The organism is Vibrio sp. D404a (assembly GCF_030248535.1).
GTDB lineage: Bacteria > Pseudomonadota > Gammaproteobacteria > Enterobacterales > Vibrionaceae > Vibrio.
The window spans coordinates 15094-38649 of the sequence record NZ_JAHGAJ010000019.1 but is presented as its reverse complement, the minus strand read 5'-3'; the positions used below and the strand labels follow the sequence as shown (position 1 = coordinate 38649).

Annotated in this window: 16 protein-coding genes and 2 tRNA genes; 12 read left to right on the top strand and 6 right to left on the bottom strand. The window is 44.6% G+C overall.

The features are described from left to right. Positions 1 to 41: 41 nt before the first annotated feature. Positions 42 to 359, bottom strand: coding sequence for a helix-turn-helix transcriptional regulator (locus tag KI655_RS11880; RefSeq protein WP_285405150.1), 318 nt, complete (start codon positions 357 to 359; stop codon positions 42 to 44). Positions 360 to 559: 200 nt separating this feature from the next. Here KI655_RS11880 and KI655_RS11875 point away from each other — a divergent pair, with 200 nt between their 5' ends. Then, positions 560 to 871 (top strand): hypothetical protein, encoded by a 312-nt coding sequence (locus tag KI655_RS11875; RefSeq protein ID WP_285405149.1) that lies wholly within the window; start codon positions 560 to 562, stop codon positions 869 to 871. Here KI655_RS11875 and KI655_RS11870 read toward each other — a convergent pair. The 3 genes from KI655_RS11870 to KI655_RS11860 form a co-directional block, all read right to left on the bottom strand. After that, the gene (locus KI655_RS11870; protein ID WP_285405146.1) at positions 851 to 1960 is read right to left on the bottom strand and encodes a trypsin-like serine protease; all 1110 of its coding nucleotides are present in this window, start codon (positions 1958 to 1960) and stop codon (positions 851 to 853) included. The two genes, KI655_RS11875 and KI655_RS11870, sit on opposite strands and share 21 nt — an antisense overlap. A gap of 213 nt (positions 1961 to 2173) precedes the next feature. Further along, a complete protein-coding gene (gcvT, locus tag KI655_RS11865) occupies positions 2174 to 3307 on the bottom strand; it encodes a glycine cleavage system aminomethyltransferase GcvT (RefSeq protein ID WP_285405144.1) in 1134 nt (377 codons plus the stop codon). A 467-nt stretch (positions 3308 to 3774) separates the two neighbouring features. Further along, entirely contained in the window at positions 3775 to 4398 is a 624-nt protein-coding gene (locus tag KI655_RS11860; RefSeq protein WP_285405142.1) for a helix-turn-helix domain-containing protein, read from the bottom strand. A 421-nt stretch (positions 4399 to 4819) separates the two neighbouring features. Here KI655_RS11860 and KI655_RS11855 point away from each other — a divergent pair, with 421 nt between their 5' ends. From KI655_RS11855 to KI655_RS11840, 4 genes are all read left to right on the top strand, one after another. Further along, entirely contained in the window at positions 4820 to 6115 is a 1296-nt protein-coding gene (locus tag KI655_RS11855; RefSeq protein ID WP_239839939.1) for a serine hydroxymethyltransferase, read from the top strand. Positions 6116 to 6171: 56 nt separating this feature from the next. Then, positions 6172 to 6552, top strand: coding sequence for a glycine cleavage system protein GcvH (gene gcvH, locus KI655_RS11850; RefSeq protein WP_285405139.1), 381 nt, complete (start codon positions 6172 to 6174; stop codon positions 6550 to 6552). 93 nt (positions 6553 to 6645) lie between these two features. Beyond that, positions 6646 to 9525 (top strand): aminomethyl-transferring glycine dehydrogenase, encoded by a 2880-nt coding sequence (gene gcvP / locus KI655_RS11845; RefSeq protein WP_285405137.1) that lies wholly within the window; start codon positions 6646 to 6648, stop codon positions 9523 to 9525. A gap of 495 nt (positions 9526 to 10020) precedes the next feature. Next, positions 10021 to 12786, top strand: coding sequence for a hypothetical protein (locus KI655_RS11840; RefSeq protein ID WP_285405135.1), 2766 nt, complete (start codon positions 10021 to 10023; stop codon positions 12784 to 12786). A 66-nt stretch (positions 12787 to 12852) separates the two neighbouring features. Here the strand turns inward: KI655_RS11840 and KI655_RS11835 are convergent. Beyond that, positions 12853 to 12926: transfer RNA gene (locus KI655_RS11835), tRNA-Cys, on the bottom strand. 53 nt (positions 12927 to 12979) lie between these two features. Beyond that, positions 12980 to 13066 (bottom strand) — tRNA-Leu (locus KI655_RS11830). Positions 13067 to 13415: 349 nt separating this feature from the next. Between KI655_RS11830 and KI655_RS11825 the strand changes: the two genes are divergently transcribed. From KI655_RS11825 to KI655_RS11795, 7 genes are all read left to right on the top strand, one after another. Further along, entirely contained in the window at positions 13416 to 13931 is a 516-nt protein-coding gene (locus tag KI655_RS11825) for a sigma-70 family RNA polymerase sigma factor (RefSeq protein ID WP_150869641.1), read from the top strand. Between the two features lies 1 nt (position 13932). After that, positions 13933 to 14868, top strand: coding sequence for a FecR domain-containing protein (locus KI655_RS11820; RefSeq protein ID WP_285405132.1), 936 nt, complete (start codon positions 13933 to 13935; stop codon positions 14866 to 14868). Between the two features lie 74 nt (positions 14869 to 14942). After that, a complete protein-coding gene (locus tag KI655_RS11815; protein ID WP_285405130.1) occupies positions 14943 to 18065 on the top strand; it encodes a TonB-dependent receptor domain-containing protein in 3123 nt (1040 codons plus the stop codon). 188 nt (positions 18066 to 18253) lie between these two features. Beyond that, a complete protein-coding gene (locus tag KI655_RS11810; protein WP_285405127.1) occupies positions 18254 to 19576 on the top strand; it encodes a PKD domain-containing protein in 1323 nt (440 codons plus the stop codon). Positions 19577 to 19765: 189 nt separating this feature from the next. Continuing rightward, on the top strand, positions 19766 to 21145 hold the full coding sequence (locus KI655_RS11805; protein WP_285405125.1) for a PKD domain-containing protein: 1380 nt from the start codon (positions 19766 to 19768) through the stop codon (positions 21143 to 21145). Between the two features lie 144 nt (positions 21146 to 21289). Next, complete coding sequence (locus KI655_RS11800) at positions 21290 to 22018, top strand: Slam-dependent surface lipoprotein (RefSeq protein WP_285405123.1); 729 nt, start codon at positions 21290 to 21292, stop codon at positions 22016 to 22018. 54 nt (positions 22019 to 22072) lie between these two features. Continuing rightward, the gene (locus tag KI655_RS11795; RefSeq protein WP_285405121.1) at positions 22073 to 23554 is read left to right on the top strand and encodes a porin family protein; all 1482 of its coding nucleotides are present in this window, start codon (positions 22073 to 22075) and stop codon (positions 23552 to 23554) included. Positions 23555 to 23556 lie beyond the last annotated feature (2 nt).

Genomic DNA, 23556 nt, shown 5'->3' with positions numbered 1-23556 from the left:
TGTTGAACTCCCCACCTTGCCTTTAAATCAGTTGTTCTTAGCTAGCGACCTCGCACGAAGGATAAGATCAACTTGATCAACAGCTTTCTTTGCTCATCACTCAATAGACGTGATACAGCCGCGACATCTTCAGCAGACGTCTGACTTGCCTCTAGCGTATCCATCACCAAATCTAAATCGGTCAAAGCCAGTGAACGAGTCAAAGAGCGATACTGCGACATCTTAATGTCCGCTTCTCCACGTTCAATCCTTTGATACGTCTTTAGGCTCACCCCAGCCATAGAAGCGAGTTTTTCTTGAGACAAGTTCGCCCGCTTTCTCCGTTCAATAATCGCCATCACAATGGGTTCATTTGCCATAATCCTTGGCCTTTAATAGACAGTAATGTCCTATTTGCAGCAAAAAACAGACCAAATTGGGCATAAACTATTTACATACACGACAAGTCACATATGATGCAGCGCCTAAAAAGCGTTATATTTCAAATAACTTGTGTTACTTTATAAATTTAGCGCAATTAATAAACTAACTTTAATCATTCACGGGAAGAGCAAAGAAATTGCAAAACGCAAATGCTAGCGATGCAAAAGATCAAATTGCAAACCGCTTTAAAATAGTATTTCCCTGTATTCAACAGTTGCTAGAGTCACCTAACCAAGCCGCCGAAATCACAAAAGTGCAATTCAGGCTGCTCACTTACAAGGAGTTATTACTTCATAGCCACAGCTTAAACAAAGAAGAGGTGGAAAAAGGCTTTAATTCTCTGACACGAGAAGAGAAAAAGATCGCTCAATTAGGCGTAGTACACATAAATAAAGCGATCTTAGAAATAGATGAGTTATTGGCAGACTTAACGTCTCGAACCTTGTAACCGTCGAACAGAGTGAGTTCTTCTTAGCCCAAGTGCAAGGAGGACTCCTAACCACAATGCTGAAAGTGAACCACCATCTTCACTTGAGCTACTCGCGAACTGAATATTTCCATGCTGATTTAAGTAAGCCGTGCGTTGAAGGTCGCTAGACGTCGCCTTTGGTGTTTCAGAGCCACTGAGCACACTGTTAATCCATACTCGATAGTCATAAATTTCGGTAAACACCGATGTCGCGCCTGCATTTGGATCACCACACTGGCTTGGACCAAAACTGGTTATGCCTACTTGCACATAATTTGAGCCATCTTTCCAATACACCGGTCCACCCGAGTCTCCTTGGCAAGTACCACCACGCAATCTCGTTATGGAACTAAAATCGCCATTAAAACAGATCTGGCTATCGGTTAACGCTGAACCGCTGGTAAAGACGTTTCGACACACAGAATTGGTGATCAGATTGAGATCAACTTGCTGAAGTCTCGTGGTCGCATCAAATCCTGAGACCGTATCACCATGCCCTATCGCCACAAATTCGGGTGCACCAAACGTACTGCGGTATGCCTCACTGCTCGGGCGCCTAACAACATCGTTAATCGTGTCTATGTTCATTGCATCAGACAACTTTAAGATAGCGACATCATTCGCCAATAACTGACTCAGTCGATTGTCGTAATCGTTTCGATAGTAGATCTCAGTGACGCGGTAACGTTGTATATTACCAAAGGGATAGTCATTTACATTTTCGAGTTGAGGTACAACGGTCGTAAACAACTGCGCCGTTTCGTTACCATAGATACAGTGAGCAGCGGTGAGTACATGATACTGGTCGAGAATTGTCGCACCACAATACGGGTTGGTCGTATAGAAATTGTCATACTCTAGACTATCGATAAACAAACTCGCTATCGAAGGAAAGTCAGACACCGACGCATTGCTGCCGTTGACAATATAAGGGGTTATCTCTGCGCTAGATTCTAAATTCGCGTCAGACTCAGTAGTTGGGGTTGTGGTATCAGCACACACTGCAAAACTTCCAATCAAGGGAAGTGCGCCTGCCCATATCCACTTCTTCGATAGTGCACTTTTCATCGCCACTCTCCTACACGTCTGCGATTTCCTTGTTGAGTAATCTTCAGTATAGCGGCATAAATTATAAAATATTAAGCGATCTGTGACTCAAATGTGATACATCCCTAAGATGATCAATAAGTTATATAAAAAACAAAACCCCTCATTATCAACCATATGAATGGTGGAGAATAAGGGGTTAGGGAAAAACAATCGTTAATAAAGTATTATCGATTAGCCACGGTAGTAACGCTGAGGTACGAATGGCATTTTTTCTACTGTCATTGGCAGTTTCTTACCGCGGACTTCAGCAAATACTTCTGTGCCGATAGCAGCAAGATCAGTACGAACGTACGCCATAGAAACAGGCTTACCTGCGTTAGGACCCGCTGTACCACTTGTTACAACACCTACTTTGTTGCCTTCCGCATCAAACAGCTCTGCACCTTCTCGTACAGGAGCTTTAGTTTGACCCACTAGACCAACACGCTTGCGTTGTACGTCTTTAGTTGCGATTTGTTCAAGGATGATATCTGCACCAGGGAAGCCACCAGCACGCTCACCGTCTGTACGTCGAACTTTTTGAATACCCCATAGAAGGCTAGCTTCTACTGGTGTTGTTGTTGTATCTAGATCGTGACCGTATAGACACAGACCACACTCTAGGCGCAGCGAATCACGTGCACCAAGGCCAATCCACTCTACTTCAGCTTCACTGGTTAGTTTACGCGCTAGTGCATCAGCGTGGTCGTTTGGTACTGAGATTTCGTAACCGTCTTCACCCGTGTAGCCACTGCGGCTTACGATGCACTCTACTCCGTCGATGTCGACTTTCTGAACGTCCATAAACAGCATATCTGCAACGCTTGGTTGGAAACGAGCCAGTACTTCAGATGCTTTAGGGCCTTGCAGTGCCAAAAGCGCACGATCGTCAATTACTTCAAGTTCAACGTCGCTTGGTAAATGTGCTGTTAAGTGGTCGATATCTTGTGTTTTACAAGCTGCGTTCACAACAACGAATAGGTGATCACCTAGGTTTGCAACCATAAGGTCATCCATGATACCGCCCTGCTCGTTAGTAAAGAACGCATAACGTTGCTTACCAGATGGTAGGTCGATGATGTCTACTGGAACTAGAGTTTCTAGAGCCGCTGCTGCATTTTCACCGTGAAGACGCAATTGGCCCATGTGAGAAACATCAAACAGACCTGCTGCATCACGCGTGTGTAAGTGTTCTTTCTTTACGCCTAATGGGTATTGAACTGGCATGTCGTAGCCAGCGAAAGGAACCATCTTTGCACCAACTTCTACGTGCAATGCATGCAGAGGTGTTTTTAACAGGTCTTGAGTTGCTTGTTCTTGAGTCATTTTATTCTCCATGAAGCGTTGCAGGTATCCAACATCGACGCTGCCGCTTATATCTCTATTTAGAGTTGCTCTCTATCTATCACCTAAGATGAGAACAGTAAGAAAGTAGGAAATGGCGATATGGCCTCTATTCAGTCTGTTTCTACATAAGAAAATTGTTCTTTATAGAAAACCAGAAAACATAGCTAAATAGACACATTAGGTCGCCTTCCAAGAATTCACTTCAGTAAACATCAATCAACATGAGTAAACCGTGTTCACTATAGTAAACAAGCCTGAATCAGTTTTACACCCTTAACAAGATCAAAACAGTCCAAAATGTGACATTTAACAATTTTAAAACAAATATTGCAGACACAAAAAAGCACGATATTGATGCTTTTAACATCTATATCGTGCTATTTGAAAGATCTTAACGACAGAAGCAAACGTTTGCTTTCACTATAAGAAATTTTAAAACTTTACATTTATTTTGCAGTCACCCACAAAATCAGTGCATCTTCTGTACTGGTCGAGATAAGCATATGACCCATATTGGCATCATAGTACATGCTATCCCCTTCACTCATTGGGATTGGCTCGTAGAACTCCGAGTAGAACATGATATCGCCCGTGATCACCATAAGGAATTCTTCACCATCATGACGCACCCAATCATTATATTCTTCGAAGGCTCTCGCCCTTACACGACTCTTAAATGGCATCATCTTTTTATTAGATAATTCGGTCGCTAGTAGCTCATGCTCATAGGTTGGTGTTGGATGCGGTTTTCCTTGTCCTGCCTTGGTTAAATCACGACGACCTGTCGCAACCTTTTTCCTTGGTGGCTCAAAGAGTTGCGGCATATCTATCTGCAATCCCATCGCAAGTTTTTGCATTGCTTGGAAGGTAGGAGAAATCTGCTCATTTTCAATCTTACTCAGCGTTGAACGAGCAAGGCCAGTTCGTTGGCTCGCTTCTTCTAAAGTGATACCCAATTTACTGCGGATATCTTTAATGCGTTGGCCAAGCCTCAACGGCTCTATATTTTGGTCTGGCGTCTCTTTTGCCAGTGTCAAAGATGGGTACTCATCGTAAATGTCTTCTGACATAGGTCCCTCGTTTTATTTCTACATCCTGTCTATGAATTTCATTGTTGCACGAAGCGCTTTGTTGATTAAAGACCACACAACAAATTAAAGCGTGCTCCCGGTAGCAAAACAAGAAAATCTGTTTCCTATTGGAAATTTTTATTGAAAATTGAATTTAACAGCGCTATGTTATCGACTTGTTAGATGAAGAGATGCTACTTCAGCTTGCATTAAATGACAGATTTAACATTTAAAGCAGCTGTTTTTACCCCACTTTTAGGGGAAACAATTTCGCACTGCATTGACCCTACAACTGGTCGCTTGCCCCAATATTCAAGGCTTTACCGCCATATTGACGCAAACGATTACGATGCAGAAACCAACGCAAGACCTAGTGGACACATAAAAACAATATCCATTAGTTAATTGAAAGGTCTCGACAATGAACAACGCATACCAAAACCATAGCTTAGACAGTTTTTTCTCTACTAACCTATCGGCAACTGACGACGCAGTATTCGCTGGAATCCAAGCTGAGAACGCACGTCAAAACGAACAAATCGAGCTAATTGCTTCTGAGAACATCGTTTCTAAAGCAGTTATGCAGGCGCAAGGCACTTGCCTAACCAATAAATACGCTGAAGGTTACCCGGGTCGTCGTTACTACGGCGGTTGTGAACACGTAGATACAGTAGAAGCGATCGCCATTGAGCGCGCTAAGAAACTGTTTAACTGTGAATACGCTAACGTTCAACCTCACTCTGGCGCTCAAGCAAATGGAGCAGTAAAACTGGCACTTCTACAGCCGGGCGACACAATCCTAGGCATGTCTCTTGATGCAGGCGGCCACTTAACTCACGGCGCACGCCCTGCTCTTTCTGGTAAATGGTTCAACGCAGTTCAATACGGTGTAAACCGCGACACACTTGAAATCGATTACGACGCAGTGCGCGAGCTTGCTGTAGAACACAAACCTAAAATGATCATCGCTGGCGGCAGTGCTATCCCTCGCACTATCGACTTCGCTAAGTTCCGCGAAATCGCAGACGAAGTTGGTGCTCTACTGATGGTCGATATGGCACACATCGCTGGCCTTATCGCGACAGGTGCACACCCTAGCCCACTTCCTCATGCACACGTTGTTACGACAACGACACACAAGACACTGCGTGGCCCACGCGGCGGCATGATTCTAACTAACCACGAAGACATCAATAAAAAGATCAACTCTGCGGTATTCCCAGGTCTTCAAGGTGGCCCGCTAATGCACGTAATTGCTGCTAAAGCAGTCGCATTTGGTGAGGCGCTAGGTCCAGAATTTAATACTTATATCGATTCAGTGATCAACAACGCAAAAGTTCTTGCTGAAGTATTGCAAACTCGCGGTTGTGACATCGTGACAGGCGGAACAGACACGCACCTAATGTTGGTTGACCTTCGTCCTAAGGGCTTGAAAGGTAACGTAACTGAAGAAGCATTAGAGCGTGCAGGGATCACATGTAACAAAAATGGCATCCCATTCGATACAGAGAAGCCTATGATTACCTCTGGTATTCGTTTAGGAACGCCAGCTGGAACCAGTCGTGGTTTTGGTGCTGAAGAATTCAAACTCATCGGTGAGTGGATCGGCGACGTACTTGATGGACTTGTTGAAAGCCCAGAAGGCAACGCTGAAGTTGAGCAACGCGTTCGCAAGCAAGTAAAAGAGCTATGCAAGCGCTTCCCGCTTTACCGTTAATAGAACACTTTTTTCATTTTTAAATTAACACCTCATAAATTTTTGGAGAACAAGCAATGGACAATACACTTAAGTTTGCAGACAGCCACGAGTGGGTAAAAGACAACGGTGACGGTACTGTAACTATCGGTATTTCTGAGCATGCTCAAGAAATGCTAGGTGACGTTGTATTCGTTGACCTACCAGAAACAGAAGACGAAATTGAAGCTGGTGAAAGCTTCTCTCTTGTAGAGTCTGTAAAAGCAGCATCTGACATCTACGCTCCTATCACAGGTGAAATCGTAGAAATCAACGAAGAGCTTGAAGATAGCCCAGAGCTAATCAACGAAGAACCTTATGAAGGTGGTTGGATTGTTAAAGTGAAGATGGCTGACGCGTCTGAACTAGACAACCTAAAAGATGCAGAAGAATACCTAAACTCTATCGAAGAAGATTAATTAGGTAACCCGTGTACGATAAGCTGCTCTTCAGAGCAGCTTAATTTTAGGGGCTTGCTCACGGTCCCTATAGAGAGAAAGTAGAACGATATCATGACTGAATTACTTCAAAGCCAATTACTTAAAGATTTGGGTACTCAAAACGAGTTCGTTGCACGCCACAACGGCCCAAACAAGGCAGACCAGCAAAAGATGCTTGAAGCGATTAACGCAACAAGCTTAGAAGCATTAATCGACGAAACGGTTCCTGCTCAAATTCGCCTAGAAAAGCCAATGACGCTTGATGCTCCTATGAGCGAAATGGATATGCTGAGCTCGCTTAAAGAGATCGCTAACCTAAACCAAGTGAAACGTACCTTCATCGGCCAAGGCTACTACAACACATTTACTCCAAACGTTATCTTACGTAACGTTTTAGAGAACCCGGGCTGGTACACAGCGTACACGCCATACCAACCAGAGATCTCTCAAGGTCGTCTTGAAGCTCTACTGAATTACCAACAAATGGTCATGGACCTGACGGGCATGGAAATCGCAAACGCATCTCTTCTTGATGAAGCGACAGCGGCAGGCGAAGCCATGACTCTGTGTAAGCGTGCTGGTAAGAGCAAAAGCAAAGTCTTCTTCGTTGCAGACGATGTTCACCCTCAAACACTAGAAGTTGTTAAAACTCGTGCTGAGTACATCGGTTTTGAAGTAATGGTTGGTGCTCTTGAAACACTTCCAGAGCAAGATGTATTTGGTGCGTTAGTTCAATACCCTGGTACAACAGGTGAAGTTCGCGATCTAACAGACATCATTGCCAAAGCTCAAGCAAACAAAACTCTAGTAACAGTTGCCACTGACCTACTCGCTTCTGCTCTACTTAAGCCAGCTGGCGAAATGGGCGCTGACGTAGTAATCGGCTCAGCGCAACGTTTCGGCGTTCCTATGGGTTACGGCGGTCCACACGCTGCATTCATGGGTACTCGTGAAAAGCATAAGCGTACCATGCCAGGCCGTGTAATCGGTGTTTCTATCGATACTCACGGTAACCAAGCGCTACGTATGGCAATGCAAACTCGTGAGCAACACATTCGCCGCGAGAAAGCGACATCGAACATCTGTACAGCTCAAGCACTTCTAGCAAACATGGCGTCTTTCTACGCGGTTTACCACGGTGCAGAAGGCCTACGTACTATTGCTCGTCGTACTCACCACATGACAGCTATTCTAGCGGCTGGCCTGACTAAAGCGGGTTATGAGCTAACGAACAACAGCTTCTTCGATACCATCACCATCAACTCTGAAGAGAAGACAGAAGCACTGTACGCACGTGCACAAGCTGCAGACATCAACCTGCGCCTGCTTCCGGGTAAGATTGGTATCAGCTTAGATGAAACAACAACGATCGAAGACATCAACGCTCTATTTGCAATCTTCGACGTGAAAGAAGACATCAACGCACTATCTACTGACATTGCTGCGAACGAATTTGCTGCAATTCCAGAAAACTGCCGTCGTGAATCAGAGTTCCTAACTCACCCAGTATTCAACACGCACCACAGCGAAACGCAAATGATGCGTTACCTAAAACAGCTTGAGAACAAAGACTTCTCACTAACGCACGGCATGATCCCACTAGGCAGCTGTACGATGAAGCTAAACGCTGCTGCTGAGATGATTCCAGTTACATGGCCTGAGTTTGGTTCAATTCACCCATTCGCACCTCTAGAGCAAGCGGCTGGTTACACAGCTCTAGCGAAAGATCTAAAAGAGAAGCTATGTGAAATCACAGGCTACGACGATTTCTCACTACAGCCTAACTCTGGTGCATCTGGTGAATACGCAGGTCTAATCGCTATTCAACGCTACCACGCAAGCCGCGGTGAAGGTCACCGTAACGTTTGTCTGATTCCAAGCTCTGCGCACGGTACTAACCCTGCAACAGCATCTATGGTTTCTATGAAGGTAGTAGTTGTTAAGTGTGATGAAGATGGCAACATCGACATGACTGACCTAGCAGCTAAGATCGAGAAGCACAAAGACAACCTATCAAGCATCATGATCACTTACCCTTCTACGCACGGCGTATACGAAGAGCAAGTGAAAGAAGTGTGTGAACAAGTACATGCTGCAGGCGGTCAGGTTTACCTAGACGGCGCGAACATGAACGCTCAAGTTGGTCTGACTTCACCTGGCTTCATCGGTTCAGACGTATCACACTTGAACCTACACAAAACGTTCTGTATCCCACACGGTGGTGGCGGTCCGGGTATGGGTCCTATCGGTGTTAAATCTCACCTAGCACCTTTCCTTCCGGGTCACATCGAAAATGGTGTACAAGGTAGCGACTACGCGGTATCTGCTGCGGATTTAGGTAGTGCTTCTATTCTACCTATCTCCTGGGCTTATATCGCGATGATGGGTGAATCTGGCCTAACAGACGCAACCAAAGTAGCGATTCTGAACGCGAACTATGTGATGGAGAAACTACGTCCTCACTACCCTGTTCTTTACCGTGGTACTAACGGCCGCGTAGCGCACGAATGTATTATCGATATTCGTCCACTTAAAGAAGAGACAGGCATCAGCGAAGAAGATATTGCTAAGCGTCTAATGGACTTCGGTTTCCACGCGCCGACTATGTCTTTCCCAGTAGCAGGTACGCTAATGGTAGAGCCAACTGAGTCTGAAGACCTAGAAGAGCTAGATCGTTTCTGTGAAGCGATGATCGCAATCCGTCACGAAATGGCAGCAGTGAAAGCAGGTGAATGGCCACTAGACAACAACCCTCTAGTGAACGCACCGCACACGCAAGTTGACCTAGCTAGCGCAGAATGGGATCGCCCTTACTCTCGTGAACTTGGTTGTTTCCCATCGAAAGCAACGAAGAACTCGAAGTACTGGCCTACAGTGAACCGTGTAGATAACGTATATGGCGACCGTAACCTAATCTGTTCTTGCCCAAGCATCGACAACTACGAAGACTAATTTCGTACAGTCTAAATAATCAAAAAGCGAACCGTTTGGTTCGCTTTTTTTGTTCTAGTCATTTTGTCTCTGTATGAGCCTGTACAACGTCAAATAAGGATTGGACGGGTAATTGTTCAGATACAAAAAAACCAGCGCGAGGCTGGTTATATGTAATTTGGAGGCGCCTCCCGGAGTCCAACCGAGGTCCACGGATTTGCAATCCGCTGTATGATCCATTTCTCATATCACAGTAGATAACAATAACACTTTCATCACTATGTTTTAGGTCGACCTATCTTGCACGATATGCGACCAGCCTCACAAGAACCATAACAAACAAATCACGGGATGAAATATCACTCTAATTTATTGATTTGAAGTGATTTACCTAATTAAAAAATAAATAGAATCATAGAAAATTAATAAAATGGAGATTTTCTTTTGAATACATTCAATTCATCGTCATTGGCTATACGGTGTTTCAGTTGTAAAAAACTTTTCCACTTTTTGCTTTTGATTATCAGTACGTTAGGCTTAGCTGCATGTGGTGGTGGCGGCAGTGGCGGAGGTGGTGATACAGCAGTAGCCCCATCGTCAACAAACAGTATGTTACCCACATCAAGTGAAACTAAATGGTACTACTCAAATAGTACAGAGCAGACATATGCAACGACAACACAAGTAGCAGGAGCTACGGCTCAAGTACTTAATTACCCTACGGGTGGCAAGGAGTACTTCATTACCAATGAAGACAGTATATCTTTGGCAGGATTTTACTCTCCCTATGTCAATGTATATGGTGTAGGTACTTTCACTATTGATTTTCGCTTCAACCAACCAATTGAACTTCTTTCTAACAACGTCATTGCGGCTCAGAAGAATTTTTCTGCTTCTGGTACCGCAAACATAAACCCAACATACGGTGTGCGCGATGTAACGATCTATGGCGACAGTACCGTAGTTGGCACAGAGACGATTACCGTCCCTTTCGGCACTTTTGAAGCTACGCATGTGAAGTACGACTTAGACATTAACGCGACTATCGATGGCTATAACTTTAACATCCCATCAAATGTCGAGCTTTGGTTTGTCGAAAACATCGGTATAGTTCGTCGTATCGAGCAAGGTGTGACAATTGAATTAACAGATTTTACAGCTCCAGACACAGATAACGATGGTATACCTGATAACATCGACCAGTTTCCAAATGACAATACTGAGTCAGTTGATACCGACGGGGATGGCATTGGTAACAACCAAGACTCCGATGACGACAATGACGGTGTTTCTGACGATAAAGATGACTTACCATTAAACCCGAACGAGCAAGTAGACACAGATAACGATGGTATTGGTAACAACACCGATACTGACGATGACAACGACGGCATTGAAGACAGTCTCGATCTGTATCCTCTAGATGAAACTCGTCACGACAAATTGTCATCAAACCTCACCGAGTTTAGACATAATACGACGCTAGGTTCACTCAACTCCGTCACTCAGCAATTATTAATTTCCGGTTCCAACATCGATTGGTCTTTGACTAGTGATCAAGCTTGGTTGAAGTTTAACAAAACGTCAGGTAACGGCCCAGAAACTGTCGTTGTATCGATTGATGCGACTCAACTAAATTTAGGTCAACATAATGCCACATTAAGTCTAAACAATGAGTTAGATGGCACTAGAACTGACATCAATGCCTCTATAGAGGTCTTACTTCCAGAATTGACATTCAGTAAATCTAACATTGATTTTGATGTTACCGATGGTTGGCAGCCACTGACAAAGAGCTTAGAGATCAGTCTAAATACGGGAGAGCAGAGTTACCCTGTTAGCTTAACGTTACCTGAAGGTATTAATATCAACTCTCTAGCTGAAATATCAAGCTCAGCACAACAAGTTGATGTCCAGTTAATTTCTCCAGACAACCTCTCAGAGGGAGAAAACAACAGCATAATTGAAGTCAGCACGAATGTCCTAGGGCACCAAATAACCAAAAGCATCAACGTCAATGTATTGGCCTCACGTCATGCTCTACTGATCCCGGATAGAGGGGTTTCTCTCACCAAGTTCCCAACCAAAGAGAAGCTTACTGCGCAGATCGACGTTCTAGATAGCTACAACCTACCTAATACAGCTTGGACTGCGACTACCTCTGCAGAATGGCTGAGTGTGACACCATCCGGTACTACCTCAGATAAACTTGTGGTCAGTGCCAACATAGATGGACTAACCAATGACACTCTTTACGAGACTGAAGTAGTAGTTAGCGCTGAAGAAAGCAACATAGTAAACAGTGAGAGCATTAAAGTCGCACTTTGGATTGGAAGCAGCGAACCGGAGTTAAGAAGCACAATTATTGGCGAGTTCTATCAACTAGCCGCCGACCCTGTTAGACCGTATATCTATGCGAGTCACGGTGAAACTGAGTCTGCTGAAATAAGTATTTATCACAGCCATACCCTTGCTTACATTGGAGGGCTTGAACTAGGTGGTACGCATCGGTTCGGTCATATGCAGATAAGTGAAGATGGCCTGTGGTTATATGCAGGTATCGATGGTGATAGCATTGCCGTATTCGACCTAGTCAATCAATCACTCGTTAAAGTATGGCAGGGACATAATGCACTTGCAGATATGTTCACCCTTGTTGAGCCTTCAGGTAAGCCCGTAATACTTTCTTCGCACGCTAGAGTTTATGAGCCGAAAACAGGTAATGAGCTGACTTCAGAGGAAGACTCTATTTATGTTTATGGCACTGGGTATTTAGATGCAAACCTATATGGTGATCGTTTCTGTAGTATTAACAGTGGGTTATCACCATACACTCTCGCTTGCTATGAGCTTAGCTACAACAGCTACCGTAACACGGTAAACATTACAACTATTGGGGAGGTTCCCCATGGTACGGGATCAAATGGGCGTGCCATCGCCGTCAACAAAGACGGCTCTACGGTCTATGCTGCAAGTGGTTCACCATATGATTTTCTTGTTATTGATATTGATACAATGACTGTAAGCGAATCACTCCCTGCTGATGCGTACCCGAACGGTGTCGCTATCGGTGAGAATGATGAAGTACATGGAATTATCGATGGGTATTACGCATCTAAAGACTTTTGGATCTATAACCCAGACGGTTCTGAACGCTTCAGTGCAGATGCCTCTGGCTACTATAATAGCTTAGTGCATATCGCGTTAGCTGTTTCAGGAGACGGCTACAAAACATTCATGTCTGATGGTAAAGAGCTGATCATTATGAACAGTTACGAATGAACAAGAAGATAATTTAGGTCAGTCAGATCGAAAAAGCCCGCTACGAGTAGCGGGCTTTCTTATATTTGGAGGCGCCTCCCGGAGTCGAACCGAGGTCCACGGATTTGCAATCCGCTGCATAGCCACTCTGCCAAGGCGCCAAATTGTGCGAGTTTAAAGAGTTCGACTCTGTTCCCTCTTGCGAGTAAGTAGATGGTGCCCCGGGCCGGACTTGAACCGGCACAGCGCGAACGCCGAGGGATTTTAAATCCCTTGTGTCTACCAATTCCACCACCAGGGCAACGCAATCATGCGATGGCAACACCATCTCTCAGCGACTTGTGCCGCGAGAACGAAACGTACTTTAACGGTTTCACTTTTTAGATCAACCATTATTTTAGTTAATTTATTCAAGTGGTTACAAAGCGAGCTTTATTGAATGTTCTATAACCGCATCAGTCAATTAACATTTCATATAAACAACCCTTCTGTTATTTTTATTGAAACACTATCCATATAAATCAAAGATTTGAATAACCTCTCAAATTCACTCAATTTATAAAAAACATGTAGCACATAAGAAAATTTCTGATATATTCATCGCCCCAATGATAATAATTATCATTAAGGTTAGTAAGGAGTATCAGGGAATGACCGTAGCGAGCAACAACACCTCACACAGCGTGGATCAAATGTACCAAGAGCATCACAGCTGGTTATCGGTGTTTATTAAACGACGCTTAGGCTGTCCTGACACTACGGCTGATCTTGTTCAAGATACTTATCTACGCTTGTTAACCAGAGGTAAGCTTCCTGAATACAAAGATTCAAGAAAGTACCTGACTCATATTGCTAAAGGGTTGGTGATTGATCTTTATCGAAAACGTCGTGTGGAAAGTGCCTACTTAGAGCTCATTGAACAAGAACCCTCTCTTGTCGCTAGCTCTCCGGAAGATCACACCATAGTGGTAGAAGCACTTGTTGAGATCGATACCCTACTCCACAAACTTCCAATCAAAGCTCGCCAAGCACTGCTCATGAGACAGCTCGAAGGCAAAAGCTACAAAGAGATCGCCTTCGAGCTTGAAGTTTCAGTATCGTCTGTGGAAAAGTACGTTGCTAAGGGCCTTCAAGGTTGCATGCTAGCCATGCTTAACGAGGGTTAAGATGCAGCAATTACCACCTGAGACCATAGAACAAGCATCAGTTTGGATGGCACGTCTTTGGGCTGATGATGCCACGCAACAAGATCACGACGCCTTCGAGTGTTGGAGGCTTGCCCACCCTAATAACGCCTTGGCATGGCAAAAGTTAGAACTGCTACAAAGTAAGTTTTGTGCCATTCCTCAAGGAAAAGTCAGCAAGCAGGTCTTAACGCGTAAGCCACCGAGAGTCAGCCGTCGCGAATTCTTGTCCATAAGCGCAATTTCGTTCGTCGCACTAGGTTCAGGCATGGCGGTGTACAGACCAACGCCGACAGGTACCGAATACTCAACGGCAACGGGCGAAATTCGTTCGATGACGCTGCTCGATGGCACACAATTGGCACTCAATACTGATTCCAAACTGTTTATCGATTTTAATAATGATCAGCGTGATATTCACATCGAAAGCGGCGAAGTCATGATCACCAATACACATCATCGCAGCCCATTAACAGTCACAACTTCGCGGGGTTTAGTGTTGCCTATCGGAACCCAATTCAGTATCCGTGAGCACACAGATACCACTCAGGTCTCTGTTTACGAGGGTGAAGTCGAAATTCAACCTATGCTCGGGATGGGGAAACCGCATCTTTTCGCAGGGCAAACTGCCCACTTCGATCGGCGCACAGTATCACAGCCAAACCAGACCCAAGATTCAGACATGCTTTGGTTGGAACATAAAATCATGGCGGAAGCGACACAGCTCAAAACCTTCATCAACGAATTAGGGCGTTATCGACGCGGCATCATCAACGTCGATGCCAGTGCCGCAGCACTCAAACTTACTGGTGTGTTCTCGACCAAAGATATTGATAAAACCTTACACAATATCAGCCAGATACTACCGGTAAGAATCCACTACCGAACTCCTCTTTGGGTCACCATCACAGCAAAATAAAATTTTATTACGGATTTCTGATTCTTGTTCGGTGTATGTGACAGTCAGTTAGAAATCCCGATAAGGAAATTACGGTGCCAAATGCCAAGCAGCGCTCGCTACTCTCCAAAATTACCACTTTGAAACTCGGTGTCGTTATATTGAGTTTTCCTTTTGCTTCTCACGCTGCAGAAGATCATCAATATAATATTCCAGCATGCACCCTAGACAGTGCTCTCAACCACTTTGCCGTTGAATCGGGTATCGAATTTTATCTAGATTCCTCACTCTCTTCAGAGCTCTACAGCCAAGGTTTAGTCGGCCAGTACAACAATGAACAAGCGCTGTCTATGCTGTTGACCAATACCGGTCTGCAAGCACAAAAACAGTCTGATGGTGTTTACTACCTCGTACCGACTACAGACTCGATGACGCTCGATGCTATACAAGTTCGCACCCATTTTGATGACGCCTATCAAAGAGACACAGACGGTGAAATGGATGTGTACGATAAAGACGTCGCAACCGCTTATCTTGGGAAAGAAGAAATCGAACGTTTCAAAGGAACCAGTGCAGCGGATCTATTCACCGGTGTCGCCAACACACACAGTGGCGAAGCACGAAATGGCGGTGGCAGTATCGACCCGAACGTACGTGGAGTACAAGGCTTTGGTCGTGTACCTGTTGTTATCGATGGTACTGAACAAGGCATTTCAGTGTATAACGGCTATCGTGGGTCATCGAACAGAAACTACATTGACCCCAACCTCATCGGCAGTATGACCGTCTATCAAGGTGCTCAATTAAACTCAGAGATCAATACCTCAACAGGTGGTGCCGTAAAGGTGACTACCTTGCAACCGCAAGATATCCTTGAAGAAGGTGAACAATTTGGTATTGAGTTAGTTGCCGAAAGCAGCAGTAACTCCATCGAGCCAAACAAAGCGCGACTGCATACCGGAAAACGTTGGCAAGACGTCCCTGCTTATGCCGAGCTAGGTGGTGTTCCACTGTACGACGATCCAGAACTTCGTTTCCAAACCAGAGACAACAAAACAGATAATCCCTTCAATGGAGAAGACGTCGCCTACCGCCTCGCACTCGCTGGAATCGAACCAAAATTTGACTGGTTAGCCGCATACGCATACCGAAATCGAGGCAACTACTACTCAGGTACAAGCAAAGCTGACTTCTACTCGAAACCATTTGATAATAACTCGAGTGACCAAGTCGCGGGGCGAAATCCACTTTTAAGACCTGAACACATGGCATTGGTCCACTACCCAGGCCACGAAGTACCCAACACATCGGCCGAAATGGAATCAGCACTGTTAAAAGGCACAATCAATTTCAGTGATTACTACAAACTGCACGCCAGTATCCGATACACGGAAAGTACTCATGGTGAAATATTGGCGAGTCGTTCAGACTACCGTAATTCCGACGGACTCGCTCAGTGGCCGCTTGCGATCGCAAAAATGCAAGCTTACACCCTGAAATTTAGAGCTAACCCTGAACACGATTTGCTAAACCTAAGCACCAACTTATGGCTGACAAAAACAGATTCACGCAGCAATACTGGTTATGGCTTCCCCAACTTCGTGAACTACAAAAGCGATACGCCTGACATCATCATAAACACATCCGTCGTTAACCGTGATGAGCAAAGGTACGGGTTCGATTTCAATAACAAGATGCTACTGACAGACTCTATTGATATGACGTTGTCCGGCAGTTACATGATGCACGAATTGAACCCTAAAGAGGGACTAGCCAACCTTGTCGATTTCTATGGTGGTGCAGTCCGTGCCGGTGAAAGAGAAGAATACAACGGCGCAGTAAAGATTGAATGGCGCCCACATGAATCCATCGTGTTAGATTCTGGTGTTCGTTACATCTCTTACAATGCGACAGATTACTACATCGAACATCAAGTAAACTCTGGCGACATTAGCCCTCTTAAAGAGTACAAGAAAGACGGCTACCAACTAACGTATCAAACTCTAGAAACCTATGCGCCGGAAGAGATCGCACAAAATGTAGCAAATGCAGAGCATGAGGTAAGAGTCACTTTCACGCAACAAAACCTCAATACTGAGATAGATAGATTGCAAAACTTGATCGTTATGTTCCCTGATCAAGCCAGTGAGTACCAAAGTCAGCTAGACGAACGACAAGCTGAACTCGCTAATTTCGATGCCATATTACAACAAAAGCTACAAACACAAACCGAAGCGGCGCAAAATCAAACCACTTTCATCGAGCACCATGCATCCAATTGGTTAACCAATAGCGACAACGAGCTCGATCTGGCGAACAATGCTTGTCGTATTGCCATGCAACAAGAAAACTACATCGAAGGCAGTTGTAAAGCCAAGTCGCTTGAAACTTCTGAAGAATACAATACCCAGTACAAAACTAGCGGTAGCGGTTGGATGCCTTCTGTCACAGCCACATGGTTAATCAGCGATAACAGCCGAATTTACACACGTTATGCTGAGACTTTACGTTTCCCAAGCTTATTTGAAAGTACCAGTGGATTCAGTAGCAACCCCGTCGCAAGTGCTCCACTACAACCTGAGCGTGCCAAACTGTACGAGACGGCCTACATTCACTACTTCGATAATGCGAGCTTTAAGCTGACCTATTTTGATCAAACCATTGACGATGTGATGGATAGAGACCGTGACAGTTATAACTTCACTAACCTAGATAGCCAACGAACCAGCGGTATTGAGATCAATGGGCAGTTTGATAACAGCGATTATTTTGCTGATGCCTCAATTGCTTACAACTTCCGAAACGAGGTTTGTGACAAAAACTCAGCCGCTCAAGGTTATATAAAGGATGTAATTTCAGGCAATACCCCATCCGAAGAAACCTGTGTTCGTGGTGGATTTTCAGAAGGAAGCTTCCTTGCTGCCCATGCAGCACCTGAATATACAGGCAGTATTTTACTAGGTACTCGTTTCTTTGATACCGACTTAGAAACAGGCGTACGTACCAACTACGTTTCAGCGAGTCATGAAGATGAGATCATAAAAAGAACTGAGGTGATTACTTATGATGCCTACGTCAAATATGCCTTCACAAAAAAACTGAGTGCTGAACTGATTGGTAATAATTTATCTGATGTTTATTACTTAGATACAGGTTCGGTATCAGGTATGCCCGCTCCAGGCCGGACATTAACCTTCAAACTAAGTGGTAAATTTTAATAAAAAGACCACTGATATTGCCTTTCAGACTCGTTTGGAATCAAACGTATCACTCAAAACCATAATAAAACGCCTTTCGGGGCGTTTTTCTTTACGGGTTTCTCATCTTGATTCGGTATACCCAATGAAATTGACATTTGCATGGCTGATTTCAAACAGCTTTGCCACTCATGATTAGGAAAAAATACATGACTTCAAAACTAAAATGGACCTTACTTGCTGCTGCTATGCCAGCGCTTATCGCATGCGGTAGTGGGAGCAGCGACAGCAGTTCAGACTCTTCAAACAACGCAACTGTAGAAAAATCTTATGCCAAATTAGGCAAGCGTGTGCGCTTAGATGCAACCCAAGGTTTAGATACCTACAACGAAAACATGACTTTCGAATGGAAGCTCACAAGCAAGCCTGATGGCAGTAACGCTGCACTTAACGCAAGCAAAGCCATTTCACCTTATTTCACTCCAGATGTTGTTGGTGATTACACATTTGAACTAGAAAGTGCAGTATCTGGCACTTCAAGCACCACAAAGCAAACCATTGAAGTCACTGACGCATCACAAAACGTGGCGCCAATCATCGATATTGCGACACCACCAAGTGTTGCTCTAACCAAATCTATCGAAATTCCGTCTAACGCCGTCGACCTTGATGGCGATGTTTTAACTTATCAATGGGCGCTTTTATCAACACCAGATAGTGCGACAATGAAACTCACGGGCAGCGGAGCATCAACAGCAGTACTACTTTCTAATACAGCCGGTGACTACAAACTGAAATTAACAGTAAGCGACGGTTCCGAGAGCGTTAGCCAAGAAGTGACTGTGTCTTATTCAGCAGAAAACGTTGCTCCTGTCGCTAATGCAGGTGGCGCAAAGTCATTAGAGATTAGAGAAACAGCAACCTTAGATGGCAGCGGCAGCTACGACGGCAATGAAGATGCGATTACGTACACGTGGAAACTACTTTCTAAACCGGAAAATAGTACGGCTGAACTGTCAGACTCGACAGTCGCGAAACCTGATTTCACACCCGACCAAGTGGGTGATTACCTCTTCTCGCTGACTGTAAATGACGGTGAATTCACCAGTGAAGCCGATATGGTTCGCTTAAGCGCAAGTGCCATAGGCAGCAGCGAAATCATCTTTACCTTTGGAGATGAAAAAACAGTACATGCCCTACCTTACACACCGACGCCGATTACCCTAGATAAAACCATCACAGGTGATTCTCCCGAATACGTTCTAGTGGGAACTTATACTCTAGAGGCGGTTGGTAAAGACTACACAATCAGTGAAATTACTGAGATGGATTTCAGAGGTGAAGATTATGCACCGAAAATGACAGGGATAGAACTAAACCAGGTCCTACATGCAGGGGATGTGGCTTACGTGAAAATGTGGGCAAAACCGACGACGGGCGCGCGAACCAACGTTGTATATTCGTTCATCCTTGACAGTGATTTCACAAACTACATGGGCGTTGCTTACGACTTTAGTGCTGAGGCTAACTAAGTTCACTGTCTTCCAAGCTAAAGACTCTAGATTCCAAACTCGAATCATTAGTCTCCAAACTAAACCTACCAAAAGCGCGAACATTCGCGCTTTTTTATTTTTGGATTACGGTTTTCTCTTTCTTAAACGGTATAGCAAGGAAAGGCAAAAAACGATGACTTAACATTCTACTCTCGACGGTGTATTGCAATGCATGGCTATACTTACAAGTTTCCAATAATTCTCTCTTTCGCTTTCATTACGGCGTGTAATGGAAGCGCTTCTGATTCATCGCCGACAAGCGACCCGAATAATCAAACTCCGATCGCTATCGCTGGCATCAATCAACAAGTTAAAGTTAATCAAGTCGTCCACTTAGACGGCACGCGTAGTGTTGATTATGACAACGACCTCATCTCTTATTCGTGGTCATTCTCAGAAAAACCCGCAGGAAGTGAAGCACAGCTTTCCAGCTTGGAGGCCATCAAACCGACTTTCGTTGCGGATCAGATTGGTACGTATTATCTCTCGTTGGTGGTCAACGATGGCAAAGTCAACAGTCGCCCAAATCAAGTAAAAATAGTAGCTAAACCCGACCAAGACAACTCGCCACCGGTGGTCTCACTTACCCCAACGTACAGCGCGTCCCTATCGCAATCAGTCAAACTGTTTGACACATCCACGGACGCTGACGGCGATGAGCTTTACCGTCAATGGCAAATTATCAACCAGCCAGACGGGAGTCAGCCTAGCCTCAGTAAATATGAGGGCAAATACCCCGACTTAACCGCTGATGTGGCAGGTGACTATGTGGTGGAATTAACCGTCACCGATGGTTTCTTATCAACTAAGGCGACCACAACCGTCACCTTTAATGAAAACCATCAAAACCGACCTCCAATTGCGTATAGTAGCCATGCGATGCTAGCAATAGAGGGAATGACGATTCCTTTGTCCGCCACCGAAAGTTCTGACCCGGACGGCGATCCCCTCACCTTTAATTGGTTCTTTGCATCAACGCCGCAAGGGAGCAATGCAACTATTGGTAACCCTAGTGCTGAAACCACAAGCTTTGTTGCTGATGTAGGTGGACAATTTGCTGTCAATGTCGAAGTAAGTGACGGGGAGTTCACCGATTTACCCTACAGGCCTACATACGTGCGCGTTGCTTCGTTAGATGGCCCGCATGCAAAAATCTTTCTGAGAGATGAAACCGAACCGTTACTTCTGCCATTCAAAGAAGATAAGAGCATAGATCTAACCAACGATACTGGAGCAGTACCTGAGTACTACACTCTAGGGTCCTTTACATTTGAAGCTGTCGAAAAAGACATCACGCTTACCATTACGTCTGCATCTGACAGTAAAGACATTGTACAACCCATCATAAGAACCCCTTTTGGTGAGATCGCCGAATCTGATGTTTATGTGATTCCAGCAGGAACCCGCGAAACCCTGACTTTGCTTTCTCCTCCAACACATGGCCGAACCTCTCGAGTTCTTTTCGGTTTTGCGTGGAGTTTAAATGGGCCAAATGACTTTACGCTGATAGAGCGTATTGGCAGTTACTACGATTTCACTAGCCGATAAAATTTTATTAAAAAATGCGATTTTCTATTGCGGCTTTCTCTTTCCTAAACGGTGTAATAGTTGAAAGCAAGCACGACATCTGTCGCGCGCACCGGATGTTGGGTTTGCTTTTTACTTACCATACTCAATTTAAAAGGAATCAAAATGAAACCAGTTCAACTTTCATGGATCGCGGCAGCAATGATTGGCCTTAGCCCACTTGTACAAGCAGGTTTTGATGGCGCGATTAGCGACGACTCTTTACGTCAGGTTGGTGAATCTGAAGTTTACGTCCCACTGTTTCACTCAAAAGGTAAAGCCGGCATTGGCAGCTCAACAGGTAAGCGCGTCGATTTCGATGGTCTAGCAGGCAATATTTTCAGCAGTAAAAAACGAAATGGCGTACACACCTCTGGCAGTAAACACTTTGGTTCAACGCACTACAACTTTGCGCAAGCGGCTAACCAAGACGTTTGGTTTGGTGAGTGGTATGAAGGGGAGCAGGATAAAGGTTACAACAACCGCACTGTTTACTATGTAGGCGACAACACTGGTACCACTGTACCTACCTCAGGTAGCGCGACGTACAACATTACTGGTATTAACCACTTTAGCGGTAGTAACCAGCTTGAAGGCACGTTTACTGCTGATTTCGCTCAACAAACTCTAACAGGCGACATTGCTAATGCGTCTCTATCTATCAATGTGGATAGCACGATTGATGCAGCAAGCGCTTCGTTCAATGGTACGGCAACAGCTAACCAAGCAGGTGTGACAACTCAAGGTATTTCTCAAGGTCACTTCTTTGGCGCAGATGCAGCAACACTTGCAGGTATTGCGACTTTTGCTGGCAACTCTGATCTTGATACTGCATTCGGCGGTGCAAAACAGTAATCACCTTCAATGGCTAAGAAGCAGCTTCGGCTGCTTCTTTTTAATGAGCACCACATGAACTCCAACACCACTCCACTTATACGTTACCTACTATTGTCTTGCGTTTTATCTTCACCTCTTTCTTGGGCTCAAGACACGGATACGCAGTTTCGTATTGAACAACGAGACGCCCTGTCGGCTCAAAACAAAGAACAAGCAATACTTGAAGAAGAGAACCAGCGCGAAGCTAACTCCCAAAAACCAGCCCAAACTGGATACCAGATCGACACAAACGATGTGAATCAAGTCGCGAAAGCTCTTCATCTTGCTGTTCGTTACCGTCAATGGGTGCAAGCTAGCCAGTTACTGGAAATCTATCGACAGTTTGAACAGCCTGACCCACTGTTACTGAATTACGCTGACGGCGCAATCTCTCGAGCTAAAGGTGATCTGGAACACGCCCAACTCGCATTCGAAGACGCATTAGCCTTACAACCCAATTTTATCCCCGCGCAGTTAGAGCTAGCACGAGTCTTGTTTGAAAGTAACCAAAACCGAGATGCGCTCAACCTGTTCAATCAAATCAAATCAAAAATACCCTCACAAAATCCGAGAGCTGCTGGTGTGATTCGAACCATCGACAGCTTTACCCAAGCACTTATTGCTCGCGACAGCTGGAACGGGTCTGTGGCGATTGGCGGTTCTTTTAATGATAACTTAAACAGCTCTTCTGAATCCTATACCTGCCTAGTGACATCCAACACAGGTCAGTGTCTCTTTGACCGTGTCACGCCTAAAAAAGAAAAAGCATATGGGATCGATTTTGAGGCGAGTATCAATAAACGTTTCTCTTTGTCTCGACACCACGGTATTCATTTACAAGGCCTAACTTATGGCACTAACTACGGGAACAACAGTGATTACAATGAACATACTTCTCGAATCGGCTTCGGATACAGTTTTCATAATCGCCTCAACAAAGTATCAATCGGCCCCTCTTTTGAATTAAGTCGTTACGCGAACAGCTCTGTTTATTTCAGCTCAGGAGTTAAATTAGACTGGCTTAGAACAACCAGCCAAAACAGTGCCCTTAAATTCGAGTTCAAAGCCGACTATCAAGACTACATCCCAAGTGTACTCAGTTATCAAACAGACTGGCAGCTGGCTTCGTATCTTACTTATTGGTACCAATTTAATCATGACCTATTGTTATTCGGTGGCATAGATTGGACAGGTAAACAGAACAAAGAACAAGTCCATGCTTACGAGCTTTATGGCGGTAAAATTGGCTTGAATTCAGATGTGATTCCTTGGGTTGATCTGACACTTTTTGGATCGTTTAGACATCGTGACTACCAAGGCTTCAATAGCATTCTGAGCGAAACGCGTAGAGATAAAGAGCAAAATTACGCGCTCTCTGCTTCGCTAAAAGATATCAAGTTATTCGGTGTTACCCCTTCATTGGTTTGGAATCATAAAAGAATAAAAAGCAATGTTGATTGGCTCTACACCTACCAGCAAAATGAGATCACTATCAAGTTCACTAGGCGTTTTTAAAA